Annotated in this window: 20 protein-coding genes, 1 riboswitch and 1 other annotated feature; of the genes, 7 read left to right on the forward strand and 13 right to left on the reverse strand. The window is 39.2% G+C overall.

Going from position 1 to position 19733, the window contains the following annotated elements:
- Nucleotides 1-115 precede the first annotated feature (115 nt).
- The gene (gene dat, locus FHY47_RS14905) at nt 116-970 is read right to left on the reverse strand and encodes a D-amino-acid transaminase (RefSeq protein WP_066109109.1); all 855 of its coding nucleotides are present in this window, start codon (nt 968-970) and stop codon (nt 116-118) included.
- Nucleotides 971-995: 25 nt separating this feature from the next.
- Nucleotides 996-2405, reverse strand: a complete 1410-nt coding sequence (gene pepV / locus FHY47_RS14910; protein WP_066109114.1) for a dipeptidase PepV — start codon at nt 2403-2405, stop codon at nt 996-998.
- A 376-nt stretch (nt 2406-2781) separates the two neighbouring features.
- Between pepV and FHY47_RS14915 the strand changes: the two genes are divergently transcribed.
- Nucleotides 2782-3003 carry a DeoR family transcriptional regulator gene (locus FHY47_RS14915; RefSeq protein ID WP_049669825.1) on the forward strand — a complete coding sequence of 74 codons (222 nt, stop codon included), beginning with the start codon at nt 2782-2784 and terminating at the stop codon, nt 3001-3003.
- A 39-nt stretch (nt 3004-3042) separates the two neighbouring features.
- Here the strand turns inward: FHY47_RS14915 and FHY47_RS14920 are convergent, their stop codons facing one another.
- The gene (locus FHY47_RS14920; protein ID WP_066109117.1) at nt 3043-3774 is read right to left on the reverse strand and encodes a pseudouridine synthase; all 732 of its coding nucleotides are present in this window, start codon (nt 3772-3774) and stop codon (nt 3043-3045) included.
- A 71-nt stretch (nt 3775-3845) separates the two neighbouring features.
- Here FHY47_RS14920 and FHY47_RS14925 point away from each other — a divergent pair, with 71 nt between their 5' ends.
- On the forward strand, nt 3846-4061 hold the full coding sequence (locus FHY47_RS14925; RefSeq protein WP_066109121.1) for a hypothetical protein: 216 nt from the start codon (nt 3846-3848) through the stop codon (nt 4059-4061).
- Between the two features lie 66 nt (nt 4062-4127).
- On the opposite strand, the gene FHY47_RS14930 is transcribed toward FHY47_RS14925, so the two are convergent.
- Entirely contained in the window at nt 4128-5750 is a 1623-nt protein-coding gene (locus FHY47_RS14930; protein ID WP_066109124.1) for a putative polysaccharide biosynthesis protein, read from the reverse strand.
- 202 nt (nt 5751-5952) lie between these two features.
- Between FHY47_RS14930 and FHY47_RS14935 the strand changes: the two genes are divergently transcribed.
- Together FHY47_RS14935 and FHY47_RS14940 are read left to right on the forward strand one after the other, a co-directional pair.
- The gene (locus tag FHY47_RS14935; protein ID WP_139892780.1) at nt 5953-7224 is read left to right on the forward strand and encodes a BaiN/RdsA family NAD(P)/FAD-dependent oxidoreductase; all 1272 of its coding nucleotides are present in this window, start codon (nt 5953-5955) and stop codon (nt 7222-7224) included.
- Between the two features lie 15 nt (nt 7225-7239).
- On the forward strand, nt 7240-7707 hold the full coding sequence (locus FHY47_RS14940; RefSeq protein ID WP_225983619.1) for a VanZ family protein: 468 nt from the start codon (nt 7240-7242) through the stop codon (nt 7705-7707).
- Between the two features lie 217 nt (nt 7708-7924).
- Here FHY47_RS14940 and FHY47_RS14945 read toward each other — a convergent pair whose 3' ends face one another.
- The 4 genes from FHY47_RS14945 to FHY47_RS14960 all read right to left on the reverse strand — a co-directional run bounded on the left by FHY47_RS14945 (nt 7925) and on the right by FHY47_RS14960 (nt 12113).
- A complete protein-coding gene (locus tag FHY47_RS14945; RefSeq protein WP_066109131.1) occupies nt 7925-8110 on the reverse strand; it encodes a sporulation protein Cse60 in 186 nt (61 codons plus the stop codon).
- 58 nt (nt 8111-8168) lie between these two features.
- Nucleotides 8169-8477 carry a rhodanese-like domain-containing protein gene (locus FHY47_RS14950; RefSeq protein ID WP_066109134.1) on the reverse strand — a complete coding sequence of 103 codons (309 nt, stop codon included), beginning with the start codon at nt 8475-8477 and terminating at the stop codon, nt 8169-8171.
- Nucleotides 8478-8542: 65 nt separating this feature from the next.
- Nucleotides 8543-10954 (reverse strand): leucine--tRNA ligase, encoded by a 2412-nt coding sequence (leuS, locus tag FHY47_RS14955; protein ID WP_066109137.1) that lies wholly within the window; start codon nt 10952-10954, stop codon nt 8543-8545.
- 67 nt (nt 10955-11021) lie between these two features.
- Nucleotides 11022-11245, reverse strand: a binding site (T-box leader).
- Nucleotides 11246-11849: 604 nt separating this feature from the next.
- Nucleotides 11850-12113 (reverse strand): YtzC family protein, encoded by a 264-nt coding sequence (locus FHY47_RS14960; RefSeq protein ID WP_066109143.1) that lies wholly within the window; start codon nt 12111-12113, stop codon nt 11850-11852.
- A 184-nt stretch (nt 12114-12297) separates the two neighbouring features.
- Between FHY47_RS14960 and mnmL the strand changes: the two genes are divergently transcribed.
- Entirely contained in the window at nt 12298-13272 is a 975-nt protein-coding gene (gene mnmL / locus FHY47_RS14965) for a tRNA modification radical SAM protein MnmL/YtqA (protein ID WP_148631034.1), read from the forward strand.
- Entirely contained in the window at nt 13262-13828 is a 567-nt protein-coding gene (mnmM, locus tag FHY47_RS14970) for a tRNA 5-(aminomethyl)-2-thiouridylate-methyltransferase MnmM (RefSeq protein ID WP_066109149.1), read from the forward strand. The genes mnmL and mnmM overlap by 11 nt, the downstream gene beginning before the upstream one ends.
- Nucleotides 13829-13869: 41 nt before the next feature.
- Here the strand turns inward: mnmM and FHY47_RS14975 are convergent, their stop codons facing one another.
- The 5 genes from FHY47_RS14975 to FHY47_RS14995 all read right to left on the reverse strand — a co-directional run bounded on the left by FHY47_RS14975 (nt 13870) and on the right by FHY47_RS14995 (nt 19017).
- Nucleotides 13870-14661: an ABC transporter ATP-binding protein gene (locus FHY47_RS14975; protein WP_139892779.1), complete on the reverse strand. Its 792-nt coding sequence runs from the start codon at nt 14659-14661 to the stop codon at nt 13870-13872.
- Nucleotides 14655-15707, reverse strand: coding sequence for a FecCD family ABC transporter permease (locus FHY47_RS14980; protein ID WP_066109155.1), 1053 nt, complete (start codon nt 15705-15707; stop codon nt 14655-14657). The genes FHY47_RS14975 and FHY47_RS14980 overlap by 7 nt, the downstream gene beginning before the upstream one ends.
- A gap of 178 nt (nt 15708-15885) precedes the next feature.
- Nucleotides 15886-16031, reverse strand: a riboswitch (cobalamin riboswitch).
- 48 nt (nt 16032-16079) lie between these two features.
- The gene (locus FHY47_RS14985) at nt 16080-17081 is read right to left on the reverse strand and encodes an LLM class flavin-dependent oxidoreductase (protein ID WP_066109159.1); all 1002 of its coding nucleotides are present in this window, start codon (nt 17079-17081) and stop codon (nt 16080-16082) included.
- Between the two features lie 27 nt (nt 17082-17108).
- Nucleotides 17109-18191, reverse strand: coding sequence for a tetraprenyl-beta-curcumene synthase family protein (locus FHY47_RS14990; protein WP_066109162.1), 1083 nt, complete (start codon nt 18189-18191; stop codon nt 17109-17111).
- Between the two features lie 22 nt (nt 18192-18213).
- Nucleotides 18214-19017 (reverse strand): alpha/beta hydrolase, encoded by an 804-nt coding sequence (locus FHY47_RS14995; RefSeq protein ID WP_066109165.1) that lies wholly within the window; start codon nt 19015-19017, stop codon nt 18214-18216.
- Nucleotides 19018-19127: 110 nt separating this feature from the next.
- Between FHY47_RS14995 and FHY47_RS15000 the strand changes: the two genes are divergently transcribed.
- Nucleotides 19128-19658 carry a gamma carbonic anhydrase gene (locus FHY47_RS15000; RefSeq protein WP_066109168.1) on the forward strand — a complete coding sequence of 177 codons (531 nt, stop codon included), beginning with the start codon at nt 19128-19130 and terminating at the stop codon, nt 19656-19658.
- Nucleotides 19659-19733: the final 75 nt, after the last annotated feature.

Here is a 19733-nt window from a genome sequence, read left to right on the forward strand (position 1 = left end):
CCTTCATATTTTAACATAATGTCCACCCTTCTATTTTAACTATTTAGACGATTTTGAATAAAAATGTTTAATCAAAAAAGAGTTCAGGGTTAGTATTCCCTGAACTCTTTTCCATTTACTTTAATCTTCCGCATTCATTTTCAATTTTAGCAAGGAAGGCTTTCTGAAGCTTTCTTGTTGTAGTATATGGGGCTTTTCCAACCGCTTGTCCGTTGGTTTTTACAACGGGTATAATTTCTAATGTGGTACCAGACAGAAATACCTCATCAGCCGACATTAATTCCCCAGGTGTAAATGGTCTTTCTTCGTAAGGAATTGAAAGCTCCTCACAAAGCATTAAAACCAACTGCCTGGTAATCCCATTTAAAATTAGATTGTTTGCAGGATGAGTAATCAGAATACCATCCTTTATAATCGATACATTCGTATGACTGCCTTCTGTTATCATGCCATCTCTGTTTAAAATCGCTTCCTTACATCCCTGTTTAACCGCCTCTTCAAAGGCTAGGATATTACCGAGAAGGTTCAAGCTTTTAATATCGCAATTAAGCCACCGTTTATCTTCAATAATACAGACTTCAGCACCTGACTCCATCAGTACAACAGGACGTTCAGATTCTCTTGTATAAGCGATAAAGGTCGGTACCACCTCTTTACCTGGAAAAGCATGATTCCGCGGTGAAACCCCCCGTGTAAATTGCAGATAAACAGTACCGGTAGTCAGCTCATTTTTAAGAACCAATTCCTCAATAATCTCCTTAAGGCGTTTCGGACTGTAGGGTATCTCTATGCCGATCTTTTGTGCGCTTGCAAACAGACGCCTGCTATGCCCTTCCCACGCAAATAGCTTTCCATTATAAATCCGTATAACCTCGTAGATACCATCCCCAAATTGATACCCACGATCTTCTATATCGATGGCAATTGTTTCTCTTTTCGAAAGGACGCCATTGTGAACAATATAATCCATTTCCCCCAACTCCCCTTGTGATAGATTATCTTGTTAATTCATAGATAGCTTGTGCATACATAGCTGTTGCTTTTAATAAATCGTCAATCATGATGTATTCGTCTTTTTGATGAGCTACATCTTCCCTCCCCGGAAATAAAGGGCCAAAGGCAACCGCATTTTTCAGCGCACGCGCATACGTCCCGCCGCCAATTGCCAATAGCTCAGGTTCTTCCCCTGTGTGCTCGTGATAAATTTTTTGCAAAGTTTTAACCAATTGGCTATTTGCATCCACATGGTGAGGTCCCAAATGGGTTTTTATAGTCGCAGTAAATTGATGCTTATCAGCGATTTGCTCAATCGTTTTCCATCCATTCTCAAAATCATATGTCACAGGATAACGCATATTGAAGGCAATCTTACCTAATTCGCCATTTCTATATGTAATAATTCCATAATTAATGGTTAAATCACCGGTAATATCATCCGAATAAGCTACACCAAGTTTTCTTCCTCTGGATTCACTGCTCAAATACTGATGGATGAATTCAAAAAATGCACGGTCATCCCCACGTAAAGGCATGGTGAATAGAAAATCCGCCAGCTTAAGACCTGCATTAAGTCCAAGATCAGGCTCCATACCATGGACAGATATCCCTTCCATCGTTAAGATGACCTCATTATCTAACATGGAATATGTACCTTTTAAATTATGATCTTTCAAGTACATTGCAAATTTTTCTTTCCACTCTTTCGCCTCATCGAAATTAAGAGAAATAGTTGCTTTAGCTGCCTCTGGTACCATATTAAAACGCTGGCCCGCTTCAAAGCTTTTCACAACAAAGGATTCAGCCGGTATACTTTTTGATTTCATATCCATTGTGAAATCTGCTATCCCCTTTTCTGCATAGATAATTGGAAAATCAGCATCCGGCACGAACCCTACCGTTGGCATTTCTTCTTTTTCAAAATAATAATCCATACAGCGCCAGTCACTTTCTTCATCCGTACCCAAAATCAATCGAACTCTTTTATTTAAATCGATGCCCATTTCTTTAATGATCTTCATCGCATAATAGGCAGCCATCGTTGGTCCTTTATCGTCGATCGCGCCACGTGCAAATATTTTTCCATCCCGAATATCTGCTGAATAAGGGTCGCTGGTCCAGCCCTCTCCCTCAGGCACTACATCCAAATGTCCAAGTATACCGAGGAGCTCATCTCCGTTTCCCATTTCCAAATGAGCTCCATAGTTATCAACATTTTTAGTGGTAAAACCGTCTTTTTCTCCAAGCTGAAGCATAAAATCAAGCGCTTCCTTTATTCCAGGACCAAAAGGAATATCAGTAGTTGATGCAGATTCATCCAGTGTACTTTTAATTCGAAGTAATTTCTGGGTGTCGGCAATCAAATCATTTTTTCTCATTTCCACTTCTTTTTGCCAATTAAGATCCATAAAAGTGACCCTCATTTCTTTGTCATATCATTTATCGTTATTATATCGAATTTCAGCATGATTAGCATTTTTTGTTGAACCACATGACTGTGCCGTTCATATTTTATAGTGTAATAAATAAAATATATCGTATTGTTGTCATAGTGCCTGTATCGCAAAAATAGATATAGTTAAGTGAATTTTCATTTTATTTTATTGGAAAATATGGATTTAAAATTTAGAGAGGGGTATTATAGTACTAGAAGGACTTGTATTTTGAAGTCCTAAAAAAGGAGTGCTGTATAGGTGATAACTTAGTTAAGTGGGATGGTTAACAGCCTTTATACCTTGCAGGTTGGAATGTTGCCATTGGAAACTATCCATAAGGAGTGGTTTTTTGAAACCTTCAACAAACCGTATGCTTACCAGAATTAAGTCCATTTATATGTTCATCGTCCGCAACGGCACGGTAACAACCCAAGAATTAGTGGATGAATTTGGAATTACTCCACGCACCATTCAGAGGGACTTAAATGTGTTGGCTTATAACGAACTTGTTGTCAGCCCCAGTCGTGGAAAGTGGACCACCACTCAAAAGAAAGTTAAATTAACCTCGTAATGATTTAAACAGTTTTTCCTACAAAAAGAAGACCGCTTTTTAACGGTCTTCTTTTTCCGGAGTACGTGTATTCAATAGGTTGATCTCTTCTTCAGTCATTTCTCTGTACTCTCCTGTTTTCAAGCTCTCATCCAACTCAAGCTCGCCCATCTTAATTCTTTTCAAATACACTACTTTTTTTCCTACAGCTTCAAACATCCGTTTAACCTGATGATATTTTCCTTCTGTTATGATGACTTCTATTTCAGATCTTGGACCACTTGTAAGAATCCTTAATTTTCCCGGTTTCGTTACATATCCATCATCCAATGTAACTCCCTTAGCAAACTGTTCAATATCTTCCTCGGTTACAATCCCCTGAATAACTGCGTAATAGGTTTTAGGAACATGTTTTTTGGGAGCAAGCACCTCATGAGCAAGCTGCCCATCATTTGTAAGAACCAACAGCCCTTCAGTATCCCGATCCAGCCTTCCAACAGGGAATGGTTTTTTACTTGCATCTTCAGGTTCCAATAAATCAAGCACCGTTTTCAGCCTGTCATCTTCTGTGGCAGATATGTATCCGGCCGGTTTATTCATTAACAAATAAATGTATTCCTTATAGTTGACTTGCTCTCCATAAACGGTAATTACATCCTCATCCGGATTGACATGCTTTTTAGCATCGCTTATTTTTACATCATTACAAAGAACTGCCCCTGATTTAAGTAATTGTTTAACCTCTTTCCGGCTTCCATAACCGGAGTTAGCCAATAATTTATCAATTCTCATCCTAAAATCACCCATTTTCCTTTTTTGAATAGACTAATGCTGAATATAAATTGAAGGAGTGTTCTAAATTTATGGATTATCAACAACAACCCTCTAACGAACAAGATGATAGACAATTGCCACAGCCAGCCGGTTTTCCTGGACCAGGAGGCCTATTTCCTGGCTTAGGTGGAGTTAATGCCCGTATAGATCGGCTTGAAAACCGCTTTGAACGTCTGGAGCGCCAATTTGAACGCCTTGATCGACGTGTATCCCGCATTGAACGAGCACTTGGAATGCGATACTAATTATGAGAATGGCCTGCTTTAAATAATAAGCAGGCCTTAAAGTTAAACTTTCACATTTTAATTTGATTAATTCCCTCTCGTGAAACGGCTCAATTTTAGCTTGCGCAATAGTCCATCCGTTCGCTCTCCAAAAATGACATGTAATAGACCACTTTTAATGGATAAGAAAAAGTAGATTAGGACCCCGACTGGAACAGTAATCGCCACCCTGAAAACCGCATCCATCTGACCTTTTGAACCTATCCAGGAAGACAGGACCTGATCCAGACTCCATACAACCAAGGCCATAACCCCAGCAAATATGAGTGATAATAATCCCCTTCTCAGCACAGATTTTATTCGATAACCAGTAAAGTAATAAATTACATATAAATTAATAAGTGTACTGACCGTATATCCAATTGCAGTCGCATAAACTGCCCCATTCGTTTCAAACATTTTTATAAACGGAATATTAAGGCTCAGTTTTATTAATATCCCAGTCAATAAACTAAGGACTGTAAAACGCTGCTGGCTTATTCCCTGCATGATTGCAGCTGTAACAGAAAATAAAGCAAATAGAATAGCAACCGGTGCATAAACTTTCAATACTTCTGACCCTAAATCAAGAAATCCATAAAACGATCCATATACGCTCTCAGATAAAACACTGATTCCTACAACTGCCGGTATCAAAATAAACAGCAAAGTTTGGAACGTTTCTGTTAATTGTTGTTTGTATAGCTTCCAATTCTTTTCAACAAACGATTTCGTTACACTAGGAACAATGGACAACGAAAAGGCCGTAGCAAGTGTCATTGGAATAAGGACAAGCTTTTGAGTCGATACATTTAAAACACCAAAAGCCACATCTGTTGTTGCCTTTTCTCCAATTGATACCATCGCTCTGTTAAAAGTAACCGTATCAACTAACTGGAATAGAGGCATAGCCAAACCAACAAAAATAAATGGTATTGAGGAAACAATGATTTCTTTATAGATCTCTTTAAGAGATATATCTATTTCATTTTTACTTTCGCTCAAAAGTTTATCGAGATGACGTTTCCGCTTTTTCCAATACCATAAGAGAACAAGAAATCCGAAAACCGCTCCAATAAAGGCTGAAAATGTTGCCACACTCATAGCCTGTACGACATCTCCGCCCATTAAATTCAGGACAATATATGCACCGCCCAGCAGGAATATAATTCGTGCTATCTGCTCGATAACCTGGGAAACAGCTGTCGGCCCCATTGACTCATTTCCTTGAAAGAACCCACGCAATATACTTTGCGAAGGTACAAGGATCAGAGCAAAGCTAACAGCCCGTATAACCGATGTAACATCCTCAACGGAAAATTTTTGCGTATCCATCATGGCAGCCAATCCAGGGGCGCTAACATACATAATGAGAAAAGCCGAAATCCCCGTTAACATCATTATTTTTCGGCTTGATTCAAATAGCTTACGCCCAACTGCATATTCACCCATTGCATTATATTTGGCCACAAATTTGGCCACCGCGAGGGGAATCCCTCCCGTTGATATACTGATGAAAATCGTATAGGGGATATACGCAAAGCCGTATAACGCCATTCCTTCTTTGCCGACAATTTGATTAAAAGGAATAACATAAAACAATCCGAGTATTTTCGATAAAACCATACCAACTGTTAGAATAAAAGTGCCTCTAATAAGTTTCGATGACATGTAACAATCCCTTTCACTCTTTCCCTTAACCTGTAAGAAATATATTTTCATGAGTCTTTTTGTTTATTTGTTCACTATTCTGTAGTTTACTCTTTTCTATCCTTTTTGACAATTGAACTTCAATTTGTTTACGACTTTTGCCTTATTCATAAAATCACTTATAATAGAACATATTAGCATGTTTTAGAAAAGAGATGGAATAATGAAATACGATGTAATAATTATAGGCGGAGGCCCCTCCGGTTTAATGGCTGCCATAGCAGCTGCAGAAAACGGCGCTTCCACCTTATTAATAGATAAAGGATCCAAGCTTGGCCGAAAGCTGGCCATTTCAGGCGGAGGCCGATGCAATGTCACAAACCGTCTGCCGATTGATGAGATTATCAAGCATATTCCCGGTAATGGCAAGTTCCTGTACGGTGCATTCTCTGAATTTGATAATGAGGGAATTATTTCTTTCTTTAAGAAACTGGGAGTTGAATTAAAAGAGGAAGATCACGGAAGAATGTTTCCAGTTAATGACAAAGCTCAATCCGTTGTGGATGCAATGATGAATCGTTTGAAGCAATTGGGTACCGATATACGCACAAACTCACCTATAGCTGATGTTTTGTATGATTCAGGGAAAGTAATTGGCGTTCGGACACAAACAGGCGAAACGATCGAAGCTGACTCCGTTGTCATTGCTGTTGGCGGTAAATCCGTTCCTCACACCGGGTCAACCGGTGATGGCTATGCTTGGGCGGAAAAAGCTGGACATACTGTTACAGAGCTATTCCCAACTGAGGTTCCGCTCACGTCAGCTGAAAATTTTATCAAACAGAAAACATTACAGGGTCTTTCACTTCGCGATGTCGCAATCAGCGTAATGAATCCTAAAGGAAAACCATTAATTACCCATCGTATGGATATGATTTTCACACATTTTGGTCTATCAGGTCCAGGTGTCCTGCGATGCAGCCAATTTGTTGTAAAGGCCCTCAAAAAATGGAATCTTAAAGAGGTCGTTGTCCAAATTGACGCGCTCCCTGATTTAAATGAAGAACAGGTATTCCAACAGATTATTAAAATTATTAAATCGGATGACAAAAAAGCTGTCAAAAACAGCTTAAAAGGTTTAGTGCCTGAAAGATATTTATTATTTTTACTGGAGCGTAACCAGATTGACCCTTCTTCCCAGGGGGCAGTCATCGCCCATGAGAAATGGCGTTCTTTAAGCAAAGATATTAAAAAATTCCCTGTCCGTGTTAATGGAACACTTTCTTTAGAGAAAGCATTTGTGACTGGCGGAGGAGTATCGGTTAAAGAAGTTGAACCAAAAACAATGGCCAGTAAATTCATGAATGGCTTATATTTCTGCGGAGAAATTTTGGACATTCACGGATATACGGGCGGCTATAATATCACTTCAGCTTTGGTAACCGGCCGTTTAGCAGGATTAAATGCTGCAGCAAAGAATAATTTCCTGGCATAAGAAAGGATGGTATAAGTGCAGGATATAGCCCAAACGATAAAAAACAATAAGCTGTTTTCGCCGCTTATTTACATGTTGTTTTTCATCTATTTAGCCATCCTTTCCTATCTTTTGTTTTTTGGATACTACAGACAAGAAGACAGGATAGAATCTTATAATCTTGTTCCCTTTAAAACAATCAATATGTATATTACGTTTGCTGATTACTTCAAATTTAAAATATGGTTTTCGAATCTATTCGGTAATATTATCGCTTTTATGCCATTTGGATTTTTTCTGCCAATCGCCTTTAAAAAGCTGAGAAATTTACTGATTATCACATTTCTGTCCTTCTTGTTTTCTTTATTTGTGGAGACGATGCAGCTTACCTTCCATGTCGGTGGATTTGATGTAGATGATATTCTATTAAATACAATCGGAGGTTTCTTTGGCTACATGGTTTTCAAGCTCATGTATAAGCTTTTCAAAAAACCCGTAACCTAATAAGTTCAAACCTAAAAATAAGTGGAGAAACAAGTTTGTTTTCTCCACTTATTTTTACTATATTCAATTGTAATTTTAGCTGTAACGATTGAGTTAGCAAAAATTAAATTCATCAACCTATGGATTATTTCTTAGATGTTCCGCTTCATCTGGGAATAGACTTGTTCCTACGGGTAAATATGAACCAAGAATTAATTTTACCAAAAATGATAACTACTCATTTTTTATAGATAACCATTGCGCTAAAACAATAGATTTGGTCTTCCTCATCCTCTTCACCGAAAGCTGCTATATTATATTTTATATCTACAATGCTGTCCTCATCTATTTTTCCGAGAAAATGATTCATCCCTTTTTCCAGGTCTTTTTCATGTTCATAATCAAACATTTTTACTTGGATCACGGCAAAGACTCCTCCTGTTTTTATATATCTTTGCCAGACTTTTATATTTTTATACTATTCAGAATACCATTTCCCCTTGCCAATGCATCATACCGCCCTCCATTGAGGCTGTCTTATATCCCTTCTCCTGCAGAAAATAAGCCACATTTTCACTTCTTACTCCTGCATGACAGATTAGAATATACTCCTTTTCTTTATCAAGCTCATCAAGCCGATCGGGTATTTCTCCCATTCTCATATGAATAGCACCTGGTACCATGCCATTTATAACTTCATAATCCTCCCGTACATCAATGATGGATAATTCCTCTCCATTTTCAATTCTGATCTGCAGCTCTTCCGGTTGGATAATTTTTATTTCTTCCATCTCCATTTTCCCCCTTTATAAAAAAGCCGTCTTACGTTTTATTAAACGTAAGACGGCCACACTTGTTAGTTTGCAACGATATTTACTAATTTTCCTGGAACAGCAATAACCTTACGGATTGTTTTACCGTCAATTTGCTCTTGGACCTTTCCGTTCTCCATTACGATTTTTTCCATTTCTTCTTTCGTAATGCCGGCTGGTACCTGAAGTTTTGCTCTCATTTTACCGTTTATTTGAATAACAATTTCAATTTCATCATCAACCAATTTGGACTCATCATATGCAGGCCATGAAGTATAGGCAAGTGTTTCATTGTTGCCCAGTCTGCTCCAAAGTTCTTCACTGATATGAGGGCAAATAGGTGACAAGAGCTTCACGAATCCTTCCATATATTGAATTGGAAGGATTTCCGCTTTATACGCTTCATTAATAAACACCATCATTTGAGAAATAGCTGTATTAAAGTGAAGTGCTTCCAAATCTTCTGTTACCTTTTTAACCGTTTGATGATAGATTTTCTCAAGGTGAGTATCATTGGATTCAGTGATCTTATCATTTACTGTACCGTCATCGGTAATAAACAATCTCCAAACACGGTCAAGGAAACGTCTGGAACCATCAAGTCCGTTTGCAGACCAAGCAATGGATGCATCAAGCGGTCCCATGAACATTTCATAGAGACGAAGTGTATCCGCACCATGGCTTTCTACGATATCATCCGGATTTACTACATTTCCTTTGGATTTACTCATTTTTTCGTTATTTTCTCCAAGTATCATTCCTTGGTTAAATAGCTTTTGGAAAGGTTCCTTTGTAGGAACAACACCAATATCATACAAGAATTTGTACCAGAATCTTGCATAAAGCAAGTGAAGTACAGCATGTTCTGCTCCGCCAATATACGTATCTACTGGCATCCAATGCTTAAGCTTTTCAGGATCAGCAATCGCGTTTGGATTTTTCGGATCGATATAGCGCAGGAAGTACCAGCAGCTGCCCGCCCATTGAGGCATTGTGTTTGTCTCGCGTCTTCCTTTACGGCCGTTCTCATCTACTACATTTACCCACTCTTCAATGTTGGCAAGAGGAGATTCACCTGTACCTGATGGTTTAATTTCGGTTGTTTTCGGAAGCATAAGCGGGAGCTCAGATTCAGGTACAGCTGACATAGTACCATCTTCCCAATGAATAATTGGGATAGGCTCTCCCCAGTAACGCTGACGAGAGAAGTTCCAGTCACGCAAGCGATAGGTTACTTTCTTCTCACCAATTCCTTGTTCTTCAAGCCATTCGATCATTTTGCCAATTGCTTCTTCTTTATTCAAGCCATTCAAGAATTCAGAGTTTACATGTTCTCCTTCTCCTGCATAAGCTTCTTTTTCAATATTTCCGCCCGCTACAACCTCACGGATTGGCAAATCAAATTTCTTAGCGAATTCATAGTCACGTTCATCATGAGCCGGAACTGCCATAATTGCACCTGTACCATAGCTCATCAATACATAATCAGCAATCCAGATCGGAATCTCTTCCCCATTTGCCGGGTTGATTGCATATGCTCCTGTGAATACACCTGTTTTCTCTTTAGAAAGCTCTGTTCTCTCAAGATCGCTCTTAGATTGAATTTCCTTTTTATACGCTTCAACTGCTTCTTTTTGCTCTGCTGTTGTAATTTTATCCACAAGCGGATGCTCTGGTGACAGGACAGAATATGTTGCCCCGAACAAGGTGTCAGGACGTGTCGTGAATACCGTGTAGGATTCGTTCGTACCTTTAATCTTAAAAGTTACAGATGCTCCCTCAGAGCGTCCGATCCAGTTACGCTGCATATCCTTAATGCTTTCAGGCCAATCCAATTCATCCAAATCCTCAATCAAACGATCTGCATAAGCCGTAATTTTCAAAATCCATTGGCGCATAGGCTTACGGATAACCGGATGTCCGCCCCGCTCACTTTTCCCATCAATAACTTCTTCGTTAGCCAAAACTGTTCCGAGTGCCGGACACCAGTTAACCGGTATTTCAGCCATATAGGCAAGTCCTTTTTCATATAGCTTTAAGAAAATCCACTGCGTCCATTTATAGTACTCTGGGTCGGTTGTATTGATTTCCCTGTCCCAGTCATAGGAGAACCCAAGTGATTTAATCTGACGTGTGAATGTACCGATATTTTTAGCTGTAAACTCTTCCGGATCATTTCCCGTATCAAGAGCATATTGCTCGGCAGGCAATCCAAATGCATCCCAGCCAATTGGATGAAGGACATTATATCCCTGCATACGTTTCATGCGAGATAGAATATCTGTTGCTGTATATCCTTCAGGATGCCCTACATGAAGGCCGGCTCCTGATGGATAAGGAAACATATCCAAAGCGTAAAATTTACGCTTCCCTACATGATCAGTCGTTTTGAATGTTTTGTGTTCTTCCCAATAAGATTGCCATTTCTTTTCAATCTCTACATGATTGAAACTCATCCTAATTCCTCCTACATGGTTCAAAATTGCTGTGCTTAACAATAAAAAAAGCCACTCATCCCTAATAAGTAGGGACGAGAGGCTTGTTATTAACTTCCCGCGGTACCACCCTGATTGATGCAGTAAATATGCATCCGGCTCGACTCTTTAACGCAGATGTACGGCAAACCTTACTCTTAGTTCAGGCTTGCAACTCCAGGGTGAGTTCATAATGTGTCCTGTTGACTTGCAGCGACCGTCAACTCTCTAAAAAGAACAACAATTACTACTAATCCCTCTCAAAGTTATTCATATGATTCAAAAAATATATACATTCATTGTATGTAAATCCGCTAAAAAGTTCAAGTCAATTTAGACTGTTTTTTCAATCATTGACAAATATAGCATCGATTATACAGGTTTGATAAAAATTTATGTGTGATTGGCGGGGGGAACTGGGGGCTTGATTATGGGCAGATTCGGCTCTATTTCCTTGTCAATTGGCTGGATTACACACTGATTCGGCCGGATTCCTCTCATTTTACTGATCTATCACTCATCGGGCTGAATTAATCCTTCATCCGGCTGGATTATGAGCAGATTCGGCTTTATTTCCTTGTCAATCGGCTGGAATACACACCCGTTTGGCTGGATTCCGCCGCATTTCACCATCACTCACCTCTCTATACAAATAAACCAACAAGCACAGCCATATAAACTGTGCCTGCTGGTTTATTTGCATTGCTTTGGATGAACTGTTGCTTTAGTTTGTTAGCCTCCAGATGCTTCGTTCATCTTTTTAGCCCTCTTTATAATATCTTAATCTTCACCGGCCTCGATATCTTGATTATTAATGCCATTCGAGTCTTTTGTTCAGGATTGTTATGTTAAAACGTCTCCGCATAGTGAATACCCCTTAGCGTCTGCGAACAACCATTGCATGCTGAATATCCTGAACCTGTATTTTCATACGGTTCAACATATCACGCTGTTGATCATTTGCACTATGATCCATTGCTTCTAACTCATTAAATGAATTTTCCAATCTGACCAATGCCTCAGTATATCCTGCTTCATTGTAATGCTCCTGTTTTGCAGACTCCTTATATTGCTCTTCTGCGAATTCAATTGCATTAGTACATCGCTCCATACACTCACCCATGGATTTTCGTGTAGCCAAAGATACCCTCTCCTTTTTTCATTGGATTGGTTTACAAAAGCTCATCCATTATCCATTATGCCCCTTTGAAATTGAAAAGATTAATGATTTTTAAATAGCTGCTAATAATAGTCAATTGGAAAGTATACATCAGCATGGTAAAATGGAGTTTATGTTCTTGAAATCTAAACAGGGGGTTTTTGTAATGAAACAGGTTAACCCTTTTCAATATGCTAGTGACGACAAACGTTATCATACATGGAATTATCATCTCCGCAATCAATTTGGTCACAAGGTATTTAAAGTAGCTCTTGATGGTGGATTTGATTGTCCAAATCGTGATGGCACGGTAGCTTTTGGTGGCTGTACATTTTGCAGTGCCGCTGGATCCGGTGATTTTGCCGGCAATCGTGCTGAAGATCTGCAAAAACAATTTGCCGATATAAAAGCAAAAATGCACCAAAAATGGAAGGACGGCAAGTATATGGCCTATTTCCAGGCTTATACAAATACCCATGCACCAGTCGAGGTGTTACGGGAAAAATTCGAAACCGTCATGAACGAGGAAGGTGTAGTCGGATTATCCATTGCCACTCGTCCAGACTGTCTGCCTGATGATGTTGTAGAATATTTAGCTGAATTAAATGAACGTACTTACCTGTGGGTTGAGCTTGGTCTGCAAACTGTTCACGAGAAAACAGCTAATATCATAAACCGTGCACATGATTATCCAACCTATGTAGAGGGAGTAAACAAACTTCGGAAACACGGTATACGCATTTGCAGCCATATTATTAATGGATTGCCGCTTGAAACTCCAGAAATGATGATGGAGACAGCTAAAGAAGTTGCTAAACTGGATGTACAGGGAATTAAAATTCACCTATTGCATCTCTTAAAGGGCACTCCAATGGTAAAACAATACGAAAAAGGAATGCTGGAATTCCTTTCGTTAGATGAATATGTCAATCTTGTCTGTGATCAGTTGGAGATCCTTCCGCCTGAAATGATTGTCCATCGTATTACCGGTGACGGTCCGATTGATTTGATGGTTGGACCAATGTGGAGCGTTAATAAATGGGAAGTATTAAATGCTATCGATTGTGAATTAAAGCGTCGCAATAGTTATCAAGGTAAATTTTATGTGCCAAGTAAGGATGCTGTCATAAATGAAGCTTGATCGTATCCTTCCCTTCGCAAGACTATTGCTTGAAAAAGCAGTTAAACCTGGTGATATAGCCATTGATTGTACGATGGGCAATGGGCATGACACCGTATTTTTAGCAAATTTAACTGGTCCGGATGGACATGTATACAGCTTCGACATTCAGGAATCTGCCTTGCAAAAAACGGAAGAGAGACTGATGACAAATGAGCTTCAGGAGCGGGTAACACTAATTCATGCAGGTCATGAGCGTTTACAGGAATTTATCCCAACTGGCAAATCTGTTACAGGCGCAATCTTTAATTTAGGCTATTTGCCTGGCGGCGATAAAGAAATTATTACAACCGCTCCTACTACGATTCAGGCTGTAACGTCATTACTCAAAATTATGGAGCCTGAAGGCATCATAGTTCTTGTCATCTATCACGGTCATCCCGGCGGAGACATTGAACGTGACGAATTAATCAAATTCGTTACAGAGCTTCCACAGGATACGGCCCATGTGCTGGAATACCGATTTATGAATCAAAAAAACAATCCGCCATTTATTATCGCTATCGAAAAACGTTAAAAAAGTGTGAGCTTATGGATGCTCACACTTTTTATATATAATCATTTAAAGTTCTCAGGGGTAAAAAAGATCTGCGGTGTTCCCGTAATAGGATGAGGGCGACTTACCAAATCTACCTCGTATACAGATGAAAGCAATGTTTCATCATAAAGTAAATCTATTCCACCCTCCGCCACCTTCCTTCCATCCTTAAGCAAAGCACATCTATCTGCATATAAAGCTGCCATGTTTAAATCATGGAGGATGGCGACAATCGTCAGCCCATTTTGAAGCTGGAGCCTCTTTAATAAATTTAACAATTCGATTGTATGCTTTACATCCAGATGATTTGTAGGTTCATCGAGAAACAGGAGCTTTGGCTGCTGGGCCAAAGCCTTTGCTAAAAGGACACGTTGCTTTTCCCCTCCGCTTAATGACGAAAAGTATGTATACTTAAATTTCAGCGTGTTTGTCTGAGCAAGACACTCATCAACAATTGCGTAATCCTCACTACGGTAATGATTAAAAAATCCCTTCTCCTGATAAGGATACCTGCCTAATAGTACGATTTCTTCCACCGTAAAATCTATACCCACCATATGTTCCTGACTTAACACGGCAGCAATTTTAGCCAATTCTCCGGTTTTATAGGATGAGGTCCTTTTCCCATTAATGATTGAAGTCCCTTCTTTATATTCCATTTTTCCCAATATACTTTTAATCAATGTCGTCTTACCGCTTCCATTTGGACCAAGAAGAGCAAAAAATTCTCCGCTCTCAACCTTAATAGATAAGTCCTGAAGCACTTGCTTATTTTTATGATAGCCTGCACTGAGGCTCTCTACGGTTAACATGTCAAATTCCTTCTTTTTATGCGTTCTTTAATCAGTAAGATTGTAAATACAGGTGCACCGATTAAGGCAGTAATGACACCGATTGGTAATTCCTGCGGGTTGATAATCGTACGTGCAATCAAGTCAGCCAATACGAGATATCCACCTCCAATAATCATGGATAATGGCAGTAAGTGGCGATGATCAGCACCAGCAAGAAGGCGAACAAGATGTGGAATAACCAGTCCAACAAAGCCAATAGCTCCTGATACGGCAACTGCTGCACCCGTTAATAGTCCAGCCCCGATAATAATGATTATTTTCTTTCGTTTCACATCGATACCATTATATTGAGCGGATTGATCTCCAAGAGCCATCCCATTTAGTTCACGATAATGATATAAAATTATGGAAGCTCCTATAATAAAAAAGGGAATCAATATACTGACGTGTCCCCAATTTTTCATAGCCACACTGCCCATCAGCCAGTTTAATACCTCCCTCATTTGATCTCCTGAGGATAGCGCAATGATAAGTGAGACCACAGCGCCAATGAATGAATTCATAATTATACCGGCTAAAATAATGGTCTCATTTGCATAGGTAACACTAGCTGCCTTTGTAATACCAAATACAATAAACAAGGTTATAAAACTAAACACGATTGCAACAAGCGGCAATGTGAACTGACCAAAAAGAGCAAATTCGATATTAAAGAATAGAACAATCACTGCCCCAACCGATGCACCGGAAGAAATTCCAATAGTATATGGATCAGCGAGTGGATTTTGCAAAAGCCCCTGAAAGGCAGCACCGGCAAGTGCCAGTGAGGCACCCACAAATAAAGCGATTAATACCCGGGGTAATCGTATATTCCAAATAATCATTTCTATATTTTTTGGACCGGTATAGAAGGATTCCTGGCCGGTCACGTTCTTCAAGAGAATCCCAAGAATATCTTTAAATGACATGTCCACGCTGCCTATAAACAGGCCGAGCAACGCAGCGAGCAGCAAAAACAGGATACTCCCAAAATAAATACCGGTTGTTCTATTTTTATTATTCATAACTTATACTTCAATTCCTCTTTACTCCTGGCGGCGAACCTCGGATTATTCATGCACTTTAAAACAAGATTATAAGCTACAACACATAAAAAATCCTTAGCTCAGGATGGTATTGAGCTAAGGATTCACTTTTTCACGCCTGTGAATACAATAAGCCTACTTTTCCCTCCGAAAAATAAGTACTAAAACTCTAAAAGCAGGTTTCCTGGCTTTTACTAAATCAGACTTGTGATTTAGTAAGTACAGTAGCGGGGGCTGCAACGGATTTGAACCGTTTTCCCTTTTACCCTCGTGTACCGAGGCACTTTTAAAGTGATTTATTAGATTTTATTCTTATTCTAATAGATTGATTGACTAATGGCAAATCCACTATTATTTCAACAGTTCTTTGGCAATTAATCTGAAGGAGTTTTCTTTAGCCTCGTATGAATGGGTGATTGTCACAAGCATAATTTCATCTGTAAAGAAGCGTTCACTCAGCTCTCTAATTTTTTCTCCAATCATTTTAGGAGAACCGATAATCATCTTGCTTCTGTTGTAATCAATCCGAGCTTTCTCAAACTGCGATAATGACATTTCATGAATTTCTTTTGGGTGAGGTGTTCCCTCTCTTATAATTCCCTGTGAAAGAAACAGCATCGATAAATCCAATGAACCAGCCAGATATTCTGCCTCTTCGTCCGATTCCGCACAAACTGTAAATACAGTAACCATACCTGATGGATTCTGTACTAACTCTGTAGGTCGAAATGCTTCATGGTAATGCTTCATATTTTCTTCAGCATATTCACTGTTAATAAACAAAGCAAAATTATAGGGTATACCCTTATGAGCTGCAAGAGCTGCGCTAGATGAACTAGATCCAAGCATCCACAATTCCGGCGGAGATGTAATGGTAGGTGTCGCCGATAACCCATATAGAGGATGCAATTCCGGTATTTGATCATAGAGATACCAGGATAACTCATCTACCTGGTCAGGAAAACGATGCAGTTCCTGTACTCTCCCCTCCTGCAACGCTCGCGTTGCTCTTGGCATCCCTCCAGGAGCCCTGCCGATTCCCAAATCTATTCTTCCTGGAGCTAAACCAGATAATACTCTGAAGTTTTCAGCTACTTTATAAGCACTGTAGTGAGGCAGCATAACACCGCCTGTTCCAACTCTTATTTTATCTGTTTGAGCAGCAATCCATGTTGCCAATATCTCAGGCGAAGATCCTGCCAAGCCTTGACTATCATGATGCTCGCTGACCCAAAATCTTGAGTATCCCCACTCCTCAGCCAATTTTGCCAGTTTGACCGTATTAGCAAGTGCCTGCTCTGAAGGCTCTCCAACAGAGCGCGGTGACTGGTCTAGAATACTTAATTTCACCATTCTGCTCCATCCCCTTAGTATTGAATGCTAGACTCGCCTATTCTTTTTCATTCTCTTAAACGCATGATACAGCTTACTATTCCAATAAAAGAAATACGCTGAACGGCCACCCAGGCTTAACATTTTTTTAGTATATTGCTTAACCGACAACTGGTCTTTCACCTTGGAATCGGCTAGATAAATACCCAATAATCCCTGGTTAATCATGCTGTGGAACTTGCTGTCCGGTATTTTTGTGACATCTAAATTGGCTTTTTCAACAAAATAACAAAGTCTATCAATCAGTTGCTCTTCCGTTTCGTAATAAAAACAGAAATTTAAATCGTCGCCTTGGCGATCCTCCTCCTGATCAATAAAATAGTCCAACATAATATGCAATCCTTGCACATAAGGAAAATAAGATTCATATATGTCTTTCCCCAAATGTTCAGTAAAATTATCACGCACTGCATATGAAACTAAACAAAAGATGCCCAGAGTAGATCCTGCACAAGCACTGAATTCATACCATGACAAACCTTCTGGAAGCTGCTGTTTATTTTCATTGAACCAGGTTTCTAATCTATGTACCCGTTCTTCCCACGTAACATGCTTATGTATTTGTAAATCACAATAAAAGGTGCAAAGCTTTTTCAAAAAAGGCTCGATATGTTGATAATGCACCATATTTGAAAGAACAGATTGACAGGTTTTTACTAACTCGACTAAATACCCGCCATCTTCCTGCTCCTCTCTGAGTTCATAATAATTTCTCGTCAGGGCCTCCGGATTAAGAGCATCCTTCATAGATTGATGCAATAGCGTAAAATCATTAGGATCAAGTGAGGTACTGCGGTCACATAGATTATCAAGATAATCACTGATTGTTTGATACGCAACAATAAATCGAATGACATCATCTTTTTTTTCACCTGCTGCGAGAGCTAATATAGAACCACCCTCGCAATGAAAAGTTTTGTGGGCAATACTGGATAAGGCCTGTGTACGCAGCTCTTCATTAGGGATTTTTTCTGCCTTTGCCTGCCAACTCGCGAGTTCTCGATGAACAACTGGAAATACATTTCTGTATACATTCTTTACTAAGCTGATATCACTAGTGGGTAATTTCATTTGTGTCCCATCTCCTAACCCCTTAAACGATATACCCTATATTGCGCAATCTCGCTTCAATAAAGCTCTTTGCATATAGAAATACATCTTCTCTCTCTGGCTCATTAAATATTTCATGATACAGCTTAGGCCATTCTTTATAATGCTTTTCGGATGCCGGAAAGTAGTTAAACCATTCTCTAACCATAGCCTTGTCCACTATTTTGTCGTCCCCTGCCTGCATAACAAGAACAGGAATATCCGGGAAATCCTCATCAAAATCAAAGGCATCCTTCATAGCTGAAATTAATTCACGATACCATCTGACTGATACACTTGTGATGTAGAGTGAATCGTTCAAATCAAATTCAATAACTTCTGGATTTCTCGTTGCCATTTCAACCGTTAATCCTGAAGGTTTTTTATATGTAGGATAAACAAGATTTAAAACCTTTGACATGGATTCAAGTAATTTTGGAGGATGAATTAATGTTCCAAAGCATGGTGAAGATAGGATAATACCCGCTAAATTATATTCTTTAAGTTGAAGCATGTTAATGATGATGAGTCCTCCCATGCTATGACCCAGCATGAATACAGGCAAACCAAATGTATAAGCCTCGTTCACCCATGAATCAACCTCATCAATATAATCCTCAAATGAATCAATATGCCCTCGATTTGCACGTGAAGTCATTCCCTGACCTGGCAAATCTCCAATAATTACGTGATACCCTTCTGATAGCCATCTTTCAATTAACCATTTATATCTGCCTGAATGCTCCATGGCGCCGTGAACAATCACGATTACACCATAGGCTTTCCCCTCAGCTTCCCACTTTTTCATAGATGAACTCCTCCTGTATGATGTTTAGCTTTATTTTATTTACACTGTACCGCTTTATATGTACACTTTTATTAACTATCTATTTTACAGTAGAAAACGGAGGTTTTGTAATGAAATTATATCAATATATAGATAAAATTCCTTCCATCGATCAAACTGCTTATTTAGCGGATCATGTAGTTATCAGTGGTGATGTCACAATCGGTGAAAATTCAAGTGTTTGGTTTAACACAGTCATTAGAGGTGATGTCGCTCCTGTGATTATCGGTAAAAATGTTAATATTCAAGATAACTCAGTCCTCCATCAAAGTCCCAACAACCCATTAGTACTGGAAGATAATGTAACGATAGGCCATCAAGTCATTCTCCATAGTTGCCATGTGAAGAAAAATGCTTTGATTGGGATGGGCTCCATTATTCTTGACGGAGCTGAAATAGGAGAAGGTGCCTTCATCGGTGCAGGCAGTTTAGTATCTCAAGGTAAAAAAATCCCACCAAACACACTCGCTTTCGGCAGACCTGCTAAAGTAATTCGTGAATTAACAGATGATGATCGTAAAGACATGGAAAGAATAAATAAGGAATACGCAGAAAAAGCACGCTATTATTCAAGTATACAACCTTTAAAAGAGAATAACTAATTATCATTCCTCATTAGGGTATACTCTTTATTGTATACCCATTCCCTTTATTATTTAGCTATAAATGATACACCT

The organism is Bacillus sp. E214, assembly GCF_008087365.1.
In the GTDB taxonomy this organism is placed as follows: Bacteria; Bacillota; Bacilli; order Bacillales; family Pradoshiaceae; genus Pradoshia.

Coding starts and splice junctions, on each gene's coding strand:
- pepV (WP_066109114.1), bottom strand. CDS start 2,405: ATGGATCTTAATTGGCAAAAAGAAGTGGAAATGAGAAAAAATGATTTG.
- leuS (WP_066109137.1), bottom strand. CDS start 10,954: ATGAGTTTCAATCATGTAGAGATTGAAAAGAAATGGCAATCTTATTGG.
- FHY47_RS14990 (WP_066109162.1), bottom strand. CDS start 18,191: ATGAAATTACCCACTAGTGATATCAGCTTAGTAAAGAATGTATACAGA.
- FHY47_RS14930 (WP_066109124.1), bottom strand. CDS start 5,750: ATGTCATCGAAACTTATTAGAGGCACTTTTATTCTAACAGTTGGTATG.
- mnmM (WP_066109149.1), top strand. CDS start 13,262: ATGAAGCTTGATCGTATCCTTCCCTTCGCAAGACTATTGCTTGAAAAA.
- FHY47_RS15000 (WP_066109168.1), top strand. CDS start 19,128: ATGAAATTATATCAATATATAGATAAAATTCCTTCCATCGATCAAACT.
- FHY47_RS14920 (WP_066109117.1), bottom strand. CDS start 3,774: ATGAGAATTGATAAATTATTGGCTAACTCCGGTTATGGAAGCCGGAAA.
- FHY47_RS14980 (WP_066109155.1), bottom strand. CDS start 15,707: ATGAATAATAAAAATAGAACAACCGGTATTTATTTTGGGAGTATCCTG.
- FHY47_RS14995 (WP_066109165.1), bottom strand. CDS start 19,017: ATGAAAAAGTGGGAAGCTGAGGGGAAAGCCTATGGTGTAATCGTGATT.
- dat (WP_066109109.1), bottom strand. CDS start 970: ATGGATTATATTGTTCACAATGGCGTCCTTTCGAAAAGAGAAACAATT.
- FHY47_RS14925 (WP_066109121.1), top strand. CDS start 3,846: ATGGATTATCAACAACAACCCTCTAACGAACAAGATGATAGACAATTG.
- mnmL (WP_148631034.1), top strand. CDS start 12,298: ATGAAACAGGTTAACCCTTTTCAATATGCTAGTGACGACAAACGTTAT.
- FHY47_RS14975 (WP_139892779.1), bottom strand. CDS start 14,661: ATGTTAACCGTAGAGAGCCTCAGTGCAGGCTATCATAAAAATAAGCAA.
- FHY47_RS14935 (WP_139892780.1), top strand. CDS start 5,953: ATGAAATACGATGTAATAATTATAGGCGGAGGCCCCTCCGGTTTAATG.
- FHY47_RS14985 (WP_066109159.1), bottom strand. CDS start 17,081: ATGGTGAAATTAAGTATTCTAGACCAGTCACCGCGCTCTGTTGGAGAG.
- FHY47_RS14950 (WP_066109134.1), bottom strand. CDS start 8,477: ATGGAAGAAATAAAAATTATCCAACCGGAAGAGCTGCAGATCAGAATT.